14 protein-coding genes are annotated in these 17,946 nt (G+C 57.9%); 5 read left to right on the plus strand and 9 right to left on the minus strand.

What is annotated here, in order from left to right:
* Positions 1–14: 14 nt before the first annotated feature.
* From cysS to GN111_RS31305, 4 genes are all read left to right on the plus strand, one after another.
* Positions 15–2,291, plus strand: coding sequence for a cysteine--tRNA ligase (gene cysS / locus GN111_RS31290; protein ID WP_155307511.1), 2,277 nt, complete (start codon positions 15–17; stop codon positions 2,289–2,291).
* A 52-nt stretch (positions 2,292–2,343) separates the two neighbouring features.
* A complete protein-coding gene (locus tag GN111_RS31295; RefSeq protein WP_155307512.1) occupies positions 2,344–3,324 on the plus strand; it encodes a hypothetical protein in 981 nt (326 codons plus the stop codon).
* A gap of 368 nt (positions 3,325–3,692) precedes the next feature.
* Complete coding sequence (locus GN111_RS31300; protein ID WP_155307513.1) at positions 3,693–3,881, plus strand: ferredoxin; 189 nt, start codon at positions 3,693–3,695, stop codon at positions 3,879–3,881.
* Positions 3,882–3,987: 106 nt separating this feature from the next.
* Complete coding sequence (locus GN111_RS31305) at positions 3,988–4,494, plus strand: methylated-DNA--[protein]-cysteine S-methyltransferase (protein ID WP_155307514.1); 507 nt, start codon at positions 3,988–3,990, stop codon at positions 4,492–4,494.
* A gap of 80 nt (positions 4,495–4,574) precedes the next feature.
* Here the strand turns inward: GN111_RS31305 and GN111_RS31310 are convergent, their stop codons facing one another.
* On the minus strand, positions 4,575–4,880 hold the full coding sequence (locus GN111_RS31310; RefSeq protein ID WP_155307515.1) for a peptidoglycan-binding domain-containing protein: 306 nt from the start codon (positions 4,878–4,880) through the stop codon (positions 4,575–4,577).
* A gap of 141 nt (positions 4,881–5,021) precedes the next feature.
* Between GN111_RS31310 and GN111_RS31315 the strand changes: the two genes are divergently transcribed.
* Positions 5,022–5,471: a MaoC/PaaZ C-terminal domain-containing protein gene (locus tag GN111_RS31315; RefSeq protein ID WP_155307516.1), complete on the plus strand. Its 450-nt coding sequence runs from the start codon at positions 5,022–5,024 to the stop codon at positions 5,469–5,471.
* On the opposite strand, the gene GN111_RS31320 is transcribed toward GN111_RS31315, so the two are convergent.
* From GN111_RS31320 to GN111_RS31355, 8 genes are all read right to left on the minus strand, one after another.
* The gene (locus GN111_RS31320; protein WP_155307517.1) at positions 5,468–6,988 is read right to left on the minus strand and encodes a DUF1302 family protein; all 1,521 of its coding nucleotides are present in this window, start codon (positions 6,986–6,988) and stop codon (positions 5,468–5,470) included. The two genes, GN111_RS31315 and GN111_RS31320, sit on opposite strands and share 4 nt — an antisense overlap.
* The gene (locus tag GN111_RS31325) at positions 6,970–7,782 is read right to left on the minus strand and encodes an outer membrane lipoprotein-sorting protein (RefSeq protein WP_155307518.1); all 813 of its coding nucleotides are present in this window, start codon (positions 7,780–7,782) and stop codon (positions 6,970–6,972) included. The genes GN111_RS31320 and GN111_RS31325 overlap by 19 nt, the downstream gene beginning before the upstream one ends.
* 3 nt (positions 7,783–7,785) lie before the next feature.
* Positions 7,786–10,797, minus strand: coding sequence for an efflux RND transporter permease subunit (locus GN111_RS31330; RefSeq protein ID WP_155307519.1), 3,012 nt, complete (start codon positions 10,795–10,797; stop codon positions 7,786–7,788).
* Positions 10,798–10,903: 106 nt separating this feature from the next.
* Positions 10,904–11,509, minus strand: a complete 606-nt coding sequence (locus GN111_RS31335) for a TetR/AcrR family transcriptional regulator (RefSeq protein ID WP_155307520.1) — start codon at positions 11,507–11,509, stop codon at positions 10,904–10,906.
* A gap of 79 nt (positions 11,510–11,588) precedes the next feature.
* Positions 11,589–12,992, minus strand: a complete 1,404-nt coding sequence (locus GN111_RS31340; protein WP_155307521.1) for a S8 family peptidase — start codon at positions 12,990–12,992, stop codon at positions 11,589–11,591.
* A gap of 18 nt (positions 12,993–13,010) precedes the next feature.
* On the minus strand, positions 13,011–16,376 hold the full coding sequence (locus GN111_RS31345; RefSeq protein ID WP_155307522.1) for an AsmA-like C-terminal domain-containing protein: 3,366 nt from the start codon (positions 16,374–16,376) through the stop codon (positions 13,011–13,013).
* Positions 16,377–17,042, minus strand: a complete 666-nt coding sequence (locus GN111_RS31350; protein ID WP_155307523.1) for a potassium channel family protein — start codon at positions 17,040–17,042, stop codon at positions 16,377–16,379.
* A gap of 85 nt (positions 17,043–17,127) precedes the next feature.
* On the minus strand, positions 17,128–17,940 hold the full coding sequence (locus GN111_RS31355) for a transporter substrate-binding domain-containing protein (RefSeq protein WP_170302548.1): 813 nt from the start codon (positions 17,938–17,940) through the stop codon (positions 17,128–17,130).
* Positions 17,941–17,946 lie beyond the last annotated feature (6 nt).

A 17,946-nucleotide genomic window follows, 5' to 3' on the forward strand; every position in this document is an offset into this window, starting at 1 on the left:
GAAAATCTGCTTCCATGACCCACAGCATCCTGAATCATATCGGCAATACTCCCCTGGTGGAGATCCGGCATCTGAACCCCAATCCCAAGGTGCGCGTACTGGCCAAGCTCGAGTACCTCAATCCCGGTGGCTCCATTAAAGATCGTCCGGCCCTGTCCATGATCGAGGCCGGCGAGCGCTCGGGAGAGTTGGTGCCCGGCAAGACGGTCATTGAGGCCACTTCCGGCAACACCGGCATCGGATTGGCCATGGTCTGCTCGGTAAAGGGGTACCGGCTGCTTTTGGCCATGAGCGAGGCTGCCAGCGTGGAGCGGCAGAAGATCCTCAAGGCCCGCGGCGCCGAAATTCTGCTTACCCCCGGCCATTTGGGCACCGACGGCGCCATCGAGGAAGTCTACCGTCTGGCCCGGGAAAATCCTGACACCTATTTCATGACGGACCAGTACAACAACCCGGCCAACTGGCAGGCCCATTATCACGGCACGGCCGTAGAAATCTGGGAACAGACCGACGGGGCGCTGACCCATCTGGTGGCCACCATGGGAACGTCGGGGACCCTAATGGGCCTGTCCCGACGCCTCAAGGAGTTCGATCCGGCCATCCGCATCGTCGGTGTGGAACCCTACCTGGGGCACCGGCTGCAAGGGCTCAAAAACATGCGCGAGGCCTACCAGCCGGAGATCTTCGAAAAGCGGCTGCTGGACGAGAAAATCAACGTGGAGGACGAACCGGCCTTCGAGATGACCCGGCGGCTGGCCAGGGAAGAGGGGCTGATGGTTGGCATGAGCAGCGGTGCCGCCATGGTGGTGGCCGCCGAGAAGGCCCGCAGCCTGGAGGCGGGCACCCTGGTGGTGATCTTCCCGGACGGCGGCGAACGCTACCTCTCCACGCCGCTGTTCGACGTTCAGGAAAAGGTCGAACTGAAGCTGTTCAACACCATGAGCCGTAAAAAGGAGCGTTTTTTACCCGTAAGTCCGGGCAAGGTCTCCCTGTACGCCTGCGGCCCCACGGCCTATGCCCCCATGCATGTGGGCGAAGGCCGCCGTTTCATCTTTTCCGACCTTTTGGCCCGCTACCTGTCCTTCCGCGGCCACACGGTCAAGATGGTGATGAACATCACCGATCTGGACGACAAGACCATTGAAGGCTCCGAGAAGGCCGGCATGTCCCTGGAGGCGTTCACCGAGATGCATATCGACGCCTTCCATCACGATCTGGGGGTGCTGGGCATCCGACCGGCCAACCATTACCCCAAGTCCAGCGAGCACACCGCCGACATGGTCGATCTGGCCGACCGGCTGGTCAAGAAGGGCTACGCCTACGAAAAGCTCCGCTCCATCTATTTTGACATCTCGCGATTCAAGGAGTACGGCCGGCTGTCGGGCATCGACCTGGACAAAATCCGGCTGGGCGCCACCGTCGACCTGGACGAGTATGAAAAAGACAACCCCCGGGATTTTACCCTGCTCAAGCGCACCCGGCTGTCGGAACTCAAGCGGGGGATCTACATCAAGACCGACTGGGGCAACATGCGTCCTTCCTGGCATTTGCAGTGCGCCGCCATGTCCATGCGCTACCTGGGCGATTATTACGACATCCATTGCGCCGGACGGGAGCTGGTTTTTCCCCATCATGAGAACGAGGTGGCCATTGCCGGCGCCCTGACCGGAAAAACCCTGGCCAAATACTGGATTCACTGTGACCGCGTCCTGGTGGACGGCAAGAAGGTGGACGAGGGCGATGCCCTGACCATTCAGGCACTGCTGGACCAGGGATTCACCGGCAGGGAGATCCGCTACTGGCTCCTATCGGTCAATTATCGCAAACCAGTGCTTTATTCCGTTGAGCGGTTAAAGCGGGTGCGCAAGACTTTGGACCGGCTGGACGCCTGCGTGCAAGCCCTCAAAACGGTGCGCAGCGGCAAACCGTACGGTGAACTGGACCAGTTGTGCTACGATATCAAGAACGGCTTTACCACCGCCATGGACGACGACCTGAACATTTCAGCGGCCCTGGCCGTCCTGTTCACTGTCATCAAGCGCATCAACACCCTGATCGTCCATGGAGAAATCGATCCCGACGGCGCCGGGCGCATCCTGGAAACCCTGGAGCGGATCGACACGGTGCTGAATATTTTCGATTTTACAGACGAAACCGAAGATCCGCAGGTGCAGCGTTTGATCGACGAGCGCAATCGTGCCCGCCAGGCCAGGGACTGGGAATTGGCCGACCGGCTGCGCGATCGGTTGATGGAGATGGGGGTTGTGCCCCGGGACGAACCGATTCGTTGATAAACGGCATCTTGAAAGCGCCATTATCGAACAACAATTTTGGAGATCTCCCATGAAAGCGGTTTATTTCCCTTTCACCTATCTGTCCGAATCCACCGCTCGCCGATTGGCTTGGCTCGTGGGACCGGTGGTGGTGTACCAACCCCTTGAGACGGCGATTCCAGCCGAAATAAAGGACCTGGAAGCCAAGGGCCTGATTGAAATCCGAACGCCCCTGGCTGGCGATGAAGACCGGTTGCGGTCCGCCCTATCCGAATTTACCGAGTGGGCAAGCCTGAACCCGGGAAAATTGACGGCGGGAGCCGATTTTCTGGGGGCCCGGCAGGGGGAGGTGCCTTTTTTCGACGAAACCGCGGTCAACCGGATTCGTTCCGACATCAAAAATTACGGCCAAGCCGGCCGGACTGAGGCGAAAATGGATGAGGGGTTCAGCGCACGGCTGTTTCTGGTCCTGGCTCAGGAAAACGACCGGGCCGTGGACAGTCTGGGTCAAGACCTGGATCGATTCAAGGCCATGGAGAAGGATTTTCTGGAAACCCTTAAGGACGCCGATGAAGCCGGTTTCAGTCGAAAGGCCTATGCCAGCACCTTGTGGCGTGAGGATCGGGGCGCTCGGTCGACCGGACAGCGCATTCGTGCCTGGGCCAATCTGGCCGCCGCCGACGAAAATCTTCCGGAAGTGATGATCACTACCAGTCCGGCGGTGGCAGATCTCCTGCTGGAAAAGTCCGAAAAGGGCAACGGTCTGGAAAAGCTGGGCGATACCCGCCTTACGATGCCTGAAGAAATCGGGGAACCCCTGTTGGATCGGCTGCTGTCCGGGCTTGGCGAGGGGACGATCGATCTGTCCGGGGACATTTGTGCAAAAGGCTGGCCAGCTGCCCCCTCCGAAACAGGTGCGGATATCTGTCTTTACGCGGCCGTGAACCGCTCTCCGGCAGACTGGGTCGGACGCCTGAACGATCCGGATTCTGTTTCGTCTTCCGCGGCAAAGGGCACGATTCACACGCTCGTCGTTGCGGTGGAAGTGTGATAGACTCTTAAAAAGGCGGATATCTGCGTTACGCTTCATCCCCCATCAGTGCGGGGTGCGTTTACGTACCCCCCTTCCTTGGGACTCGCAAGCCTTGATCCCGGCCTTTTTACAAGCCTTTCCGGAATGCGGCTTTTTACGAGTTTGTCAAGTTTGGCTGCGGCGGCTGCCCCTTTTTGCAGCAACGTTGAAACCGTGGCAAACCCACGACAGTCAAGGATTTACCCGCTATTTTTCAGTGCGCGGAAAAAAAGTTTTTCAACGCTTGACTGGCTGTTTTATTTGGTATAAGCCCTTTTCCATAAAACGGAAACCAATGTTGATAATTGGATCAACATGCATAGAAACGATTGAAAGGAGAAGAGAAAATGGCTTTTACCCCGACCGTTGACGAGTCCAAATGCGTTGGCTGTGAAGAGTGCGTGGATGTATGCCCCGTAGAAGTCTTCGAAATGCAGGATGAAAAATCCGTTCCCGTGAATGCCGAAGAGTGCCTCGGCTGCGAAAGCTGCGTGGAAGTTTGCGAAGAGGGTGCCATCACCGTCGAAGAAACCTAATCGACTCGCCCTCTTAGATTACCGAACCCCCACGGAGAATATCCGATGGGGGTTTTTTTATTGTCGACGGAACCGTAAAAAGGATGGGTTGTAGAGCTTTTTGACCATGAGCCATTATAGAATTGTAGAAACTGATTTCGGATACGCGGTAGCGGCCTTCGAACCCGATCCGTTCCGACTCTTGGAAATCCGGCTTCCCCAGGCGAACCTTCAGGCCGCCAGCCAGCATTTCGACGAGCGTTTGTGGCGGATCGACCGCGAGCACCCGCTGGCGTCGGAGGTGGCCCGGGACCTGGTCGGCTATTTCAATGGAAAAGCAATCGACACCCCCTGGCAATGGATGGATCTGTCCCGCTTTACGCCCTCCCAGCAGGCCGTGTACCGGGCGGTGGCCGGCATCCCATACGGCGGGACCGCTTCCTACGGCCAGGTGGCCCGCATGGCCGGCCTGCCCCGGGCCGCCCGTTTCGTGGGCACCACCATGGCCAACAATCCTTATCCGGTGCTGATTCCCTGCCACCGCGTAATCCGGAGCGATGGTTCTGCGGGCCTGTTCGGCGGAGGTGAAGCGTTGAAGGTGCGGATGCTGGCATTAGAGGCGGCAAACCGGTAGTCGTATCCACCCAAAAATGGCCAATTTGCCTATTTTGCGACGTACACTATGTCACTCCTGCCGCCGGTTGAGTCGAACGATTAGTATTTCTTTCTATTCCGGTCGGACTGTTGCGGTGTGTCGGACCGGTTTTTCTTCAATTCCTGAAACGTTTTGTCATCCAGAGATCCTGTTTCCGGGAGTCCTTGATCGCGCTGGAATTTTTTAACTGCATTCTTGGTTTTCTGGCCCATAACGCCATCCGCGGGACCGGGCTGGTAGCCGAGTTGCTGTAAGCGGTCCTGGGCCTTTCGGGTCCGTTGGTCGTGGCTGCCGCCAAAAGCCGGGGCGCCTCCCAAGAAACCGATAATGCAAGCAATCGTAATTACCATATACCGCCGTTTCATGATCGTTCTCCTTTATGGCGAATTTTTCAAAGACAAACCTTCATATCTATAGGTGCAGAAGAGTCGTTGGGCAAGCCCGGGAAGCACTCAAAATTGTAACAGATTGTAATGTTCAGCAACGGTTTCGAGGGGTGTTAAAGCGTGAAAAAGAGATATTTCGAAGATTTAAGGGAGGGTGAACAGCTTATCTGCGAGCCTGTCGCGATGACACGGGAGGCGATCATCGAATTTGGAAGACAATTCGATCCGCAACCGTTCCACATCGACGATGGCGCGGCAAAGGCATCTCTTTTCGGCGGACTGGTGGCCTCCTCCCTTCACACCCTTTCCGCATGCACCCGGGCGGTCGTTGAAGCCCAGGGCAACGTCGCGATCCTGAGCGGCGTCGGCATGCATGCGGTAAAGATGTTCAACCCGGTGCGCCCGGGCGACATTCTTACGGTGAACGCCAGATGGACGGAACTGCGAAAGTCAAGGAGCAAACCGGACCGCGGTTTCGCATCCATCCTGTGCAAGGTCGTCAACCAGCGAAACGAGCCGGTGATCGAATACGGATATCGTTATCTGGTTACCTGTCGGAATTTTTCTTAAAAAATCAGTTTAAGTTTGGTGTAGACAAAATCCCGGTCTGCATATTGTCCGAAATAATACGCATCCGCGTCGCCGTCGAAAGTGATCGCACCGAGGCTCACCTTGGCCCAGGGCAGCGGCTTGTAGCCGATTTCGCAATGGTGGCGCTGCTCCGTCTCCTCGAAAAGAATCATGTAGCGGTACCACACCTCGAATTTTGAATCCAGAAACGAGTAGCGCAGGTAGGCCGTCACACCGTTGTCGGATTCGGGAACGATGATCCGCGAGTCGTAATCGAAAATGCGGGTTCCCACGAACTGCAAATTCATGAACAGGTTATGGATGAACAGATCCTGTTTGTCCATCCCGATCACGTATTGCAGCTGATCCTTTTCCACCGTGCCGCTGGGGGTCTCCAGCAAAAGGGTGGGGTCCTGTGCCCAGTCCAGGGAAAACCAGGCGCCGTCGCTCTGGTACGCCGCCTCGGCCCGCAGCACCACCGACCCGAACGCCCGTTCGATGTCTGCGCCGTACAGGGTCATCCGCGGGTGGGTCTCGCGCACGGATTGGGGCACGATGGGAAGACCGTAAAGCGGATGGATGCCGATCCGGTGGACTTCGTAGGCCGGTTTGGGATCGTATCCCTGGAACCCATACAGGGCAAGGTCCGCCTTTAGTACGGAGAACATCAGACGGCCGCCGAAACCGGCATCCGACGACCATTCGTCCGGCTCGTCGGCGCCGTCGATGGCGATGCCGGCGTCTGCAAGCATCCGGAGCTTGGACGGTTCGTAGTAGTCGCCCAACTCGGGACTTTCGCCGGCTTCGAAATAAGGGGACCAGAAGCCTTCGAAGCGGATCCGACGGTTGGCCTGCCAATCGACGAAGGCGCCCACCCGTCCGGTCTTGCGATCGTTGAGATCGTTGAAGTACAGGGCGGTCAGGTCTTCGGGGCAGATGCGGTCCAGGGGTCGGACTTCATCGCCCTTGCCCCAGTAGAGGATCTTCTTGCCAATGGAGAAATCCGCGTACCCGCCGGCCCCGGGCCGCAGTTGATAGGTGGCGTAGAGTTCCCGCAGGTTGGCGCGCGCCTTATCTTCGTCCTCCAGGTCCTGGTAGTCCAGGCGCAAACGCCCGTCCACGCTCAAGTCACCGAATTCTCTCCACCCTTTCAGGTCCAGCCGGTTGGTGGTGTGCCACTCTTCATCGTGGTTATTGGGCGCCCACAGGCTGCCCATGACCTCCCCTTCGTAGGACAGCGGAAGGGTCGGTCCTGTATCGACGTCCGCGGCGGCAGGGACATCGCCGCCGGTGGATTCGTTGAGCAGATCCTGCATGAAGGCGTCTTCTTCAAGTGTTTCGTCGGCGTCCGCATCGGCCGCTGATATTTGGGCGGCAGCGGTTTGGTTGGCAGTTGCTGCCGGGCTTTCCGACGCCCCCAACGGCCCGGCGGCCGTCAGCACCCAGGCCAGAGCGAGCAAGGCCAGCAGCACCCGCCAAAATCGTTTTGTTTTGCCTTCTAAAACGACTCTTTCCATGCGGCCCCCATTTTCTCCTTGTCGAAATCCAGCGGGTCGATACCGCTGTCCACCTCGGCCCTTACGATCTCCAAGATGGTGGTGTGGTCTTCGATCAGATCCTTGGCCACGGTTTTGAAAGGAAGGTGAATGCCGCCAATGGTGCGCACATCGCCAGCGACAATTACCCGCTGCAACTTGTTGTCGCGGTTGTAGACCTTGATCTGCAAAGGGATGAAGTTCTCCTGATTGAACCAGGCGATGCGTTTGGGAAAGCGGGCATCGGTTGCCTTGGCCCTGGCGGTTACCTTATAGCAGGCGTGTCCGGCCAAAGCTGCGTCCCGGCCCCGTTTGTAGGTGTAGTCGTCCAGCTTGAGACCGCCTAAATCTTCGTTGGTCATGTCGGTGTCTTCGAAATTGTTCTGCCGGTCCTGGGAGGCGATCTGGCGCGGCCGTCCGATGGCCGGCACGTAGAGATACTGATCGTTGGTCGGGCCGTTGGTTTCGATGGTCAAGAAGGTCAGCCCTCGCTTGAGCGAATCGGTAAACCGAAACAGGATGCGGCTCAGATCGCCATCGGTGAACTCCTTGAGGATCACCTTGCGTGTGTCTCTGACCGTATCGCCGGACTTGAGAGTCATGCGGGTATAGGCCAGCAGATCTTTTTCCGGCTCGTTGAAGTGATCGGCGATGTCGAAAATGCGCCTTCCATCCTTTTCCGCGGTGGCCCGGTCGTAAGGTCCGATTTCGGCGGCGTGGGCTGTTGATCCCAGCATCAGGGTCAACAGGAACGAACATAGCCATTTGATTTTCATGGGTTACTCCTTTAATGGGGATACGTGTTGCATACAAGGTTCGGGTTCGTCTCGATCCGTCAACGTTAGTGCTGCCGGCAGCAGGGTCAAAGAGCCGACCGACGACGTCACCATGGTCAGGGCGATGAGAAAGCCCAGGTTCACCAGGGGCACGAAAGCGGATAGCATCAGCACCGAAAATCCGGTCGCCACGGCCAGGGCGTTGATACATATCGACCCTCCTGTAGTTTCCGCCGTGTTGACGATCGCCGTGTGCTGGTTTTGGCCCTCTTCGCGCAACAGGCGATAGCGGTTGAGATAGTGCAGTCCGTAGTCGATGCCGATGCCGATGGCCACACAGGCCGTGATGGCCGTGGCCGCGTCCAGGGGAATGTCCAAAAATCCCATGATGCCGAAATTGACGCAGATGGCCATGCACAGGGGCAGGATCGAAAGCAGCCCGTAAACCAGCGATCGCATGATCAGGCTGACCAGCACCAGGACGATCACCACCGAAACGGCAATGGAGCGCAACTGACCGCTCACGATGAGGCCTTCGGATTCCACGTAGAGCGCCGCGATGCCGGTGGTGTGGACGTTGATTCCTTTTTGCGCCAAACTCCGGCCGAGGGGGCCGTCCAGCAGTTCGTCGATGGATCGCAGGATGTCGCGGGTCACCTGGCTGGAGGCGGTTTTAACCTGAAGGATCAGGCCTGCCTGGCGCTTGGCCCCGTCGATAAAGGCCCGGGTGTCGTCCCGCTGGTATTTGTCGATGTAAGAAGCCAGGTGAGCCGTAAGGGCCGCATCGGTTTGCTCGCCGGCCAGGTCGGTCTTGTTCGGGATGCGGTAGTAGGCAGGATCGTTGAAATAGAAGGCCTGGTTCATCTTGCGGATCAGATCGAGGATGGAAAGGGTTTTGCCCACTTCCGGGTGCTGCCGGGAAATTGTGGTGGCCAGACGTTCGATGGCGTTTAAAACCTCGGTGTCCAGTACGCCATTGGCTTCGGTCGAAGAGAATATGACGCGGATATCCACCGTGCCGGCGAAGTGACGGTTAATAAAGGTGTCGGCCCGGCGGATGTCAGTGCCTTTTTTAAAAAAAGTGACATTGTTCATTTCCACGTGCAGGCTGGTCAGACCGATGGCCGATCCGATCACCACCAGGGCCGTGATGGCCAGCACCGTTTTCGGGTGTCTTGCCGACAGGCGGCTGAGTCCGCGGATGAGGCGATTGAATGCGTTGTCCCGTTTGCCGGCTTCCCGGCCAGGCCCCTGTGCCGGCGGCCGGACGCCGAAGCGCATCAGCAGGGCCGGAATCAGAAACAGCGAGACCAGCAGGGCAAAGAATACACCCAGGGCGGTAAACACGCCGAAATCGCGCAGCGGCACGATGTCGTTAAAAGCCAGGGAAGCGAAACCCGCCACGGTGGTCAGACCGGCCATGATCACGCCGCGGCCCGTGCCGTCCAGGGTATCGGCAATGGCCCGGCCGCGATGGTTCACGACGGCCTGGCGATGGATGAAATAGTAGATCAGATGGATGCCATAGGCCGATCCCACGGCAACCAGGAGGATGGGCATGGCCGTGCCCACCACGGACAAGGGCACATCCAGCAGCGCCATGGCGCCCATGCACCAGCACACGGCCAGCAGAATCGTGATCATGGGGTAGAGCAGGCCGGCCAGGTTCCGAAAGGAGAGAAAGAGAAACAGGGCGACCACGCCGAATACCAGGGGCAGCAGCCGGGTAATGTCCTGGTGCATGTTGCGGGCCACGGCCTGATCCACCACCGAATAGCCGGCCATATAAATCGGGTAGCGTCCGTCTCCGAACACGCGGTTCACCTCGGTCTTGATGGCGTCCAGAAGGCATTCGCGGTTGGGCTGGTCCAGGTTGGGCGTGGTGCGCACCACCATCAGCAGGCTCTTTTCGTCCCGGCTGTAGACGCCCTCCTGAAAAAAGGACCAGGCATGCAGGCGCTGCCGGATTCGGGGCATACCTTCGCCTGTGATTTCCCGGGGGACCAGGTCGCCCACGCGGATCTGTTTGGGGGCACCGGCCATGGATTTGGCTAGGGCGGGGGCCGCCTCCGGCGTCAGGTCCTGTTCCAGGGAAGCCCAGAATCGATCCGAGATGCCGGCCGGTTTTGGCTGGCTGCTTGTAAAGGCCAGGACCGCTTTTGAACCCATGGCGCCGGCTTCCAGCAGGGCGTCGGCGAAGTGTCTCAGATCTTCTTCGGAATCGAACCCATAGGGTGACATGGCCTCGACGATGCCGGCCTGGTCGACAAATTCCGGCCAGACCGTATCGGTTTCCGTCAAGGCGACGACATCGTCGACCCAGATGCTGCGAAAGTGCCCGCGGCGGTCGGTGGCCCGGGAGGCAAAGGCAAACAGCTCCGCGGCCAGGGAAGGCTCGGCCAGGGCCCTGGACGCCAGGATATCGGCCAGTTCCTCGGATAAGGCGTCCGGGTCGTCCACCGTCAACTGGGCCGGCAGGCTGTCGACGACAGCCTCGGCCAGCTCCTCCGGTGCCGCCAGCATGTCGGCCAGCATCGGAGGGGTGAAGTCCGGATCGGAAACGATGCTTTGCAGCCATCCGGCCAGGGCCAGGGCATGGTCCGGTGAAAGCTCCATCCGATCGGCCAGCTGCCGGGCCGGTATCTTCAGATTCAGCGCCCGGCAGTTGGTTGCCAGCCGGCGCACACGCTGGAGCAGTTCGGTCTGGTAGATGCCGTCCGGCGATTGAATCGCGATGGCGATGCCGCCGGCATTGCCCAGCAACTCTTCGGCATCCATGTAGTCGTTTTTGGCCTTGTTGTCCTCCGGCAGCATGAACATCAGATCGTTTTGGATGACCATTTTGGGAATGGCCCAGGCCGCGATGGCCGAGACCGCTGCAACGATCAGAAGAATGATCCAGAACCGCGATGCCAGCGGCATGATAACGGCCGAGATGCCCGATGGTTTCGGATTTCCTTTTTGATTTTGATGAACCTGGCGTTCATCGGCGCATGGCAATGATCGTTTTTTCACCGATAGATCCTGTTTGGCTATAAAATGAATGACACATCAGTCATTATTGCGTCAAAAAAGGCCGCCCAGGATCGAACCCTGGTCGGCCGGCACAATACCGGATTGCCTAATCTCTTTTAGACAGTCCCCCCAGCATGAAATCGGTCATTCTGGCGCTTAAGGCGTCGATATCGATCTGGTTTCTGATTCGCAGAAAATAAAACAGGCTGCTGTCGAAAAGTCCGATCAGGAAGGCCGCCTCGGTTTCTGCATCGTCAAAGGCGATGTGGCCCTTTTCCCGGCCGATCGCAAGATGCGCCACAATTTTTTCGATAAAGGCCGAGTAGATGCTTTCGAACAGCTGGGCGAACGTTCCTCCATAGCTCCTGCCCTCTACAAAAAGTAGCTGCGCCATTTTGTAATTGGCGGCGAAAAGGGCGATCAGTTCTCGATTGAACGCATTCAGGCTGCTTCTGACGGTTTCCAGACAATCTCCGGCGAACATGTCGGCGGCACTGCGATCCAGCAGGCTTAAAAACATCGTCTTGAACTCCGAGCAGATGTGATTGAAAATGTTCTCCTTGGATTTAAAATGGAGATAAAAGGTGCCCTGGGCCAGGCCGGCCCTGGCAACAATGTCCGAGACCCGAGTGTTCTGGAATCCGTTGTCGTGAAACACATCGATGGCGGCGGACACCAACTGCTGTCTGGTTCGTTCCCGTTTGTCATCCATTTCGATATCCGGGTTTTAAAATGACTGAGGAGTCATTCATAATTTGTTTGGCGCCGCCTGTCAAGCTGAAAATCAATCCCTATTTCTCGTTTTTCTGTGAAAGAATTTCCAATATGGTTTTTTGATCGGCCTGTGGATTGCGGCTCAAAATGGCCGCCACCTGGCGGGCGGTATAGGCCGTTGCGATGGAGGTGCCGGCATAGACGCCCGGATCGCCGTTGTAACCCACCGGCAGATCGGCCAGGCCGGGGGAATATACCGATACGAAGTCACCGTAGTTGGACTGATCCCACGCTTCGCCGTCCGGAGTCAGGGCGCCCACTCCGATAACATTCTCATAGGCTGCCGGGTAGACGGGTTTGCCTGTGGGCGAATTGCCGGCGGCCGCAACAAGAACCAGGCCCCGTGAGGCCGCGTAGTCGGTGGCCGATTCCAACAGGGAACTTGCAGTTTCCGAACCCCAACTCAGGCTCAGCACCCGGGCGCCGTTTTCGATGGCATAGTCGATGCCGCGCACCAGCGTGTAGGTGGAGGTGTAGCCGTTGTCGTCAAAGGCCCGGATGGCGACCACAGGACTGCCTGCGGCAGACTTCGTTTCGGCGCCCAGCGGATTGATCGCCCCGGCGGCGATGAGGACCATTTGGGTGCCATGACCCATCTCGTCGCCGACGGTGGCGCCCGGCGAAACGGCATCGTAGGCAGCCTGTACAAAGGGATTGTCCGCATAATCCGCGGACAGTCCGCTGTCCATGACGGCGACCGTTGTTGCGTCGGACGAGGGGATGGCCGTTTCCGTAGCGGCGGACGGCAAGTTCCCGGCCGTTACCGTGCGGCCGCCCTCCAGCGGGTAGGCGTAGTCCGGTTCCGCATTTTCGATGCCCTCGGCTTCGGCGATTTTTTCGGCGATGGCGGGAACATCGCTGCCATGGGGCAGGCGAATACGGACGATGCCCAGGGGCGGATAGACATCCACGAGTGTGGCGCCCAACCGGTCCAACAAGACCGCTATTTCTGCCTCGGTAATGCCCGGTTTCAACCGGAGCAGCAGGATGTCCTTGACGTAAGCGGCGCCGTCGCCTTTGACGATGTCCAGGTTGGCCCCTTTTTCCAACGGCCGGATGCGGGCCTCCTGGCCTCGGTAAAAAATGCGGATTTCCCAGAGCCGTGGTTCGTCTTTTGCCGAGGCCTTGTCTTTTCTCCAGATCAGGGCGTAGTCGACGGATTTCAGGATACTGGACAGGGCCGGACCAATGGCGCGACGGTTGAATTTGGCTGTAATCAGAGGATTGATTTCCGGGTCGATGCGGATCCGGATACCCTGGGAGGCCAGCTTTTCCAGAATGACTGCCAGTGGCTGGTTGTCGACGTCCAGGGTCAGGCGGTCCCCTTGAATCCGCACCACCGGGTCGGATGCCCACCCGAGCAACGGTGCTGTGGCCAGACAGATCGCCAATACGATGGCAGCCATTTGGGTTGGTTTCATAATCGGCGTCGGCTCCTTTCAGTGATCCTGGGAAGGGCTTTTAGCCGGTGCCGTTTCAGAATCCTTGTCGGCCTCGGAAGCCAGGGACTCAACCCCTTCCACCAGTTTAAAGGGTGCCTTCAGCACCCGCTCCATGATGTTGAGCAGCCCTTTGCCCACTTCGGATGGAGGCATGGTGACCACGGAAATGTCGTTCAGTTTCCCTTCAAGTCGCAAGGGGATGGAAATCAGGGAGCCGCCGGCGATATAGTTGATGATCGGCAGTTTGTTGACAATACGATCGACGGTTTTCAAAGGGGCTGCCAGCAGCAGGATATCGACTTCCTGTTTTTTCAGGTCGATGCCGCCCTGGCCGGTAAGTTTCAAGGAATTGCCGTCCATCAGAATTTCGGTGAAGTGCACCCGGCCGTCTTTGATCTCTGCTTTCGCATAGCACTGGGCATACCCGTACCCTTTTTCCGTCAGATCGGATTTTCCGGAAAATACCTCGGCGATATTGAGAACCGAGAAGATTTTCATCAGTACGTTGGAATACTCGATTCTGCCATTTTCCGATGAAAAAAGCAGATCCCCGTAAAGGGAAGGAATAATGTCGTTTTGGGTTTCCGGCAGCCAAAGCTGGCCAGAAAGGTCATACCGGGCGTCGGCGCGCACTGTTTTGCCAAGGAGGCATTCGGAGGTCTCTTCCAGAGACACTGCCTCGGCCTTCGGGACGATGTGCAGGCTCAGGCCCCGGGGAGACAATACCAGCCACCCGGTGGTAGCGATGCCGCAAAGGTTGGCCTGGTCGATTTGAATCCGAGTGCTGTCGCCGTTCAGACGAACGTCGGCTTGAACCTGTTGCCAGGTGTAATCTTTATACGAAAATTCGTTTGCATTGACGCGGACTATCCCATGCGGACGCAATGAGGACTTCTCGGCTGCCTTTTTCGGCGCGTTGTCATCCTTGTTGTCGGCGGTCTGCGCCATACGGATCAGTTCCTCGTCCAGCCGGTCGGCGTCCACGTCCAGATCAATCTTCAAGCCGTCTTCGCTGCGGACCAAGCTGCCGTGCACAACCATCTGGCTGTTACACAGGGATATCTCCGACGGCTCGATGGTCAACCGGCCACCGCTGCCGGCGACGGCAAATCGACTCACCTCGATGGGGGCGGGGGTGAGATTCAAGATGTGTACACCTCGTCCAGCAAGCGAGCCTGAAAATGAGGAGTTCAAAGGGGTCCGGGTGTCGATCATGGTGTGAAAATCGCCCTCGATCCGGCCCGACAAGGTGCGATTGTCCGCCAACAGACGATCGGCGGTTTCTTTCTCCAGGTTGCCGCGAAAACGGATTTCCATCCCGTTGAGACGTTTACTGCCAGAGACGGTGGCCTGGGAACGGCCATCGGCGAACCGAATCCGTCGAAGATTCCAGCTCTGTGGCAAGATTGAAAAGTCCGAATCGATTTCGACGCCACCGGCAGTCTTCATGTTTCCCATTACAGAGAGTCGCCGGTCGTCGGACCAACCGATGTGGACACCGGAAAGATCGACCGGTGGCTTCATCTGCAGATGCTTCGGGATGGGCAGGATGGTGGTCAGCCAGTTGACAGCTTCCGAGCCCAGGGAACCTTCCAGGCCGCAGACAATGGACTCGGGATCTAAAAGATCCCCTTGGGGCTCGTAAGACACCACCAGAGATCCATCCAAAAACTCGATGGAGACATCGGTCGCGCGCTTATTATCGGGGGCATAGACGATCTCGCCTCCGGACAGCTTGATGCCAAAAGGCAGTCGAGGCGTGGACAGTTGAATATCTTCCGGCGTGCCCTGGATGGTGAAATCCCATTGTGCCGGATGGACGAGAGGCCCCTGGATTTCCAGCCGCGACAGGTTTGCGTTGCCGTCGATGGACTGAATGGACTTCCGGGCCGATGCCAGATCCTCGAAAGAAAGGAGCCAGTCACAAAAAGGTGCCGCCTGGACGTTAACGGTGGTGGAGGCGATGGACAACGTCGACTCTGCGGCCCAATCGATTTCTGCATCCAACGCTTGGAAAGCGGCACCCTGAAAATACCCGCTGAAGCTTTTAAAAGCCACATGCTCGTCCTGGAGAAGGACGTTGCCGTCCATTCGTTCCAGGTCCGCTTCGATGCCGGGGATGGTGATGCGTCCTTCGGTCAGATGCCCTGCGGCTTTCATGGAAATCAGGCGGGGTCCGTCGCTGCCGGATTCAAAGCGTGCACTGTAGGTGGCATTGGTCAGGGTACCCTCACGGGCAACGTCAAAGGCCGTTCGAATTTCATCCAGGTCTCCGACAATGGAGCGGGTCACCTGGCTGGCCGTGGCCACATCCAGTTCCTGGGCCGCGGCATGAAGCTCGATTTCCGATCGGTTCGTTTCTTTGACGCTCGTGACCGTTGCGCCGGCGGAGAGGCGCAGCGCCGGTTGGGCCGACTGCAGGGTGTCGATGGATAGGGTCAGTCCATTTTCTCCATAATTCACTTTCCCCGAGATTTCAGCGGAAACCAGATCCAGTTTCAAGTTTTTTCGCATCACCGCCAGTTTGGGAAAACCCAGGCTGAAATGGCTGTTTACCATTTCTGGGGCGTCAACGCTAAAACTGACTTTGGATTCGGCGTGGGTGTTTTCGGTAACAATGCCACCAGGAAGGGATGCATAATGCAGCAGGGGCCGCAGGTTAAGTTCGGCCGCGCGAATGTCCCCGCCGGCTTTGCCGGCTTTGACATCGGCATGGAAATCCATGTCCAGATTGCCGGTAAGTGTCGACCGGCAGCCCAGATTCAGCCGGAGTGCCGTGCCGTCATTTTCTCCGAAAAGATGGATATCGGTGAACCGGAGGTCGGGTGCTTCGGCAAATGCCAGGGTCAGCATTCCCCTTTGGATCTGCACTTCGGTCCCTTTGTCAACCGCGGAAAGGGCCCCGAAAAGACCGCCGATGGCGGTTCGGATTGCGCTACCGGTGAACGTTTTGCCTGCCGGCGCTGCAGGGTCCGGCAGGTTTCCGGTGGGCGATTCCGGTTGCGGCGCCAACTGAATGTCGGGGGCCTCCAGAACCACCCGGCGGACGGTTACCCGACCTTGCAAAAGCGACAGAATTCCGGGGTAGACCGACAGTTTGCTGGCCGTGATTTTGAAGAGATCCGGCCGGTGCAGGTCGATGACTTCCGCTCGCAGGTGGGGCAGAGGAAAAAAAGAGACGGCCAGATGGTCATAGCTCAGCTTCCCACCCCCGGTCGCCTGGGCGGTTTTGGTAACGATCAGCGACCGCACCACCTCGCGGTTGGCCATAAGGCGGGTGGCCAAGACACTGGTGAGAAGCAGCCCGATGACGATGCCGGCGCAGACTGTACTGACGACAAGCAGTTTTTGCCGGATGCGCATTCAGTTTCCCTCGGATCGGGCCAAAAATTTACCCACCAGCATGGCGATGAGGATGGTCATGTAAAGCTGGCCGGTAATGGCGATCAGGATGGCTGTGGATCGGGACAGGTGGGACAGTGGGGTGACGTCCCCATAGCCAAGGGTCGTCAGCGTGACGAAACTGAAATAGAGGTAATCGAAAAAATCCGGGACGGCCTGTCCCGGAAAGATGATGCCGGATGCTATGCCCTTGACCGCTAACCGGTCAACCGAGTCGGCAATAGCCAGCAGCGCTCCGCCCAGGAAACCGAGCAGCAGGTAGCCGTTGATGGAACTCAAAATGATGGTGGGGGTCACTTCGCGGCTTCGGGCGATGTGCCGGATCATCAGCACGACAATGGCCACCAGAAAGAGGACTGTCGTGGTGGATTCGATCAGTTCGGTGGTCTGGTGGTGCAGAAAATGTTCGACCCATACGGCGGCAGCGGTAATCGTTCCCAAAGGCAGCAACACTTTGAGAGACCGGGGAGAGAAATCAAGCGAAAAAACACCGCTAAAGAAAATGGCAGTGCGCAACAGATCGCGTGCCAAAGGGTTATTTGTCCTGAAAAGTGGAAACAGGAGCAGTAACGCCAGCAGGCAGAGCAACAGGATCACGTTATTGCGGGCGAGTTGGTGAAGTTTCATGCCGGTCGGGTCATGTCCGTTAAAGCAGCGGGCGAACCTGCCACCAAAGACACGTTCACCCGCCCTTTGTCCCTTGTGGTTGTGTTTATTTCAAATTGGTCAACCACGAGGGGTCTTCGATCCATTTGACCTTCATTTTTACCAACTCATCGGACTCCCGCATGGTGTTGAGGAAATTGTCCATCCAGTTGATCATCTGGGCGTCTCCCGCCGGCAGGGCGATGCCCAGCGGTTCGTAGGTGAAGGGCGTAATCAGCGAAACCAGCCCTTCGTTGGGATGTTGCAGCAAGGAGAGAACACAAACATGGTAATCGGCGACCAGCGCGTCCACCTTGTTGGAAAGGACCATCTCCACGGCCTCATCGTAGTTGCTGGCCGTAACCAGGCGGGCTTTGGGCATCAGGGTTTTGACCAGATCCGCACTGGTGGACGACTCCAGAGCCGTGTAGGCAAAGGCCTCCGAATTGAGCTTGTCCGTGTTTTCCGAGGTGACGAGGGATTCGAACTTGGTCAGCAGGGCTTTGCCGGAGATGTGGTACGGGCCCGCAAAGGCGACTTTCATGTTTCGTTTGGGGGTAATGGTCAGCCCGGAGATAACCATGTCCACCTCACCGGCCTCCAGCGCGGGCAGCAATTCTGCAAAGGGTTTGATCACCAGGCTCAGTTCAACGCCCATGGCACCGGCGATATAGCTGGCCAGATCCACGTCCAGCCCCATGGGGAGATCGGATTTGTCGAGCATATTCAACGGCGGCATATTGGCCGCCGTTCCAACGCGCAGAACGCCGCTTTCAGCGATCCTGTCGAGATTCGATCCGGTGCCTCCGTTCATGGTGGCACACGCCGAGGTAAAAACAACAATCAGAACCAAAAGAGCAATGCGTTTCATATTTCTCATCCTTTT

Origin of the sequence: Desulfosarcina widdelii (assembly GCF_009688965.1) — a bacterium.
GTDB lineage: Bacteria > Desulfobacterota > Desulfobacteria > Desulfobacterales > Desulfosarcinaceae > Desulfosarcina > Desulfosarcina widdelii.

Bases quoted from the DNA above. Each gene is read 5' to 3' on its own strand.
- cysS (WP_155307511.1), top strand. From the start codon at position 15: ATGACCCACAGCATCCTGAATCATATCGGCAATACTCCCCTGGTGGAG.
- GN111_RS31295 (WP_155307512.1), top strand. From the start codon at position 2,344: ATGAAAGCGGTTTATTTCCCTTTCACCTATCTGTCCGAATCCACCGCT.
- GN111_RS31300 (WP_155307513.1), top strand. From the start codon at position 3,693: ATGGCTTTTACCCCGACCGTTGACGAGTCCAAATGCGTTGGCTGTGAA.
- GN111_RS31305 (WP_155307514.1), top strand. From the start codon at position 3,988: ATGAGCCATTATAGAATTGTAGAAACTGATTTCGGATACGCGGTAGCG.
- GN111_RS31310 (WP_155307515.1), bottom strand. From the start codon at position 4,880: ATGAAACGGCGGTATATGGTAATTACGATTGCTTGCATTATCGGTTTC.
- GN111_RS31320 (WP_155307517.1), bottom strand. From the start codon at position 6,988: ATGGAAAGAGTCGTTTTAGAAGGCAAAACAAAACGATTTTGGCGGGTG.
- GN111_RS31325 (WP_155307518.1), bottom strand. From the start codon at position 7,782: ATGAAAATCAAATGGCTATGTTCGTTCCTGTTGACCCTGATGCTGGGA.
- GN111_RS31335 (WP_155307520.1), bottom strand. From the start codon at position 11,509: ATGGATGACAAACGGGAACGAACCAGACAGCAGTTGGTGTCCGCCGCC.
- GN111_RS31340 (WP_155307521.1), bottom strand. From the start codon at position 12,992: ATGAAACCAACCCAAATGGCTGCCATCGTATTGGCGATCTGTCTGGCC.
- GN111_RS31345 (WP_155307522.1), bottom strand. From the start codon at position 16,376: ATGCGCATCCGGCAAAAACTGCTTGTCGTCAGTACAGTCTGCGCCGGC.
- GN111_RS31350 (WP_155307523.1), bottom strand. From the start codon at position 17,042: ATGAAACTTCACCAACTCGCCCGCAATAACGTGATCCTGTTGCTCTGC.
- GN111_RS31355 (WP_170302548.1), bottom strand. From the start codon at position 17,940: ATGAGAAATATGAAACGCATTGCTCTTTTGGTTCTGATTGTTGTTTTT.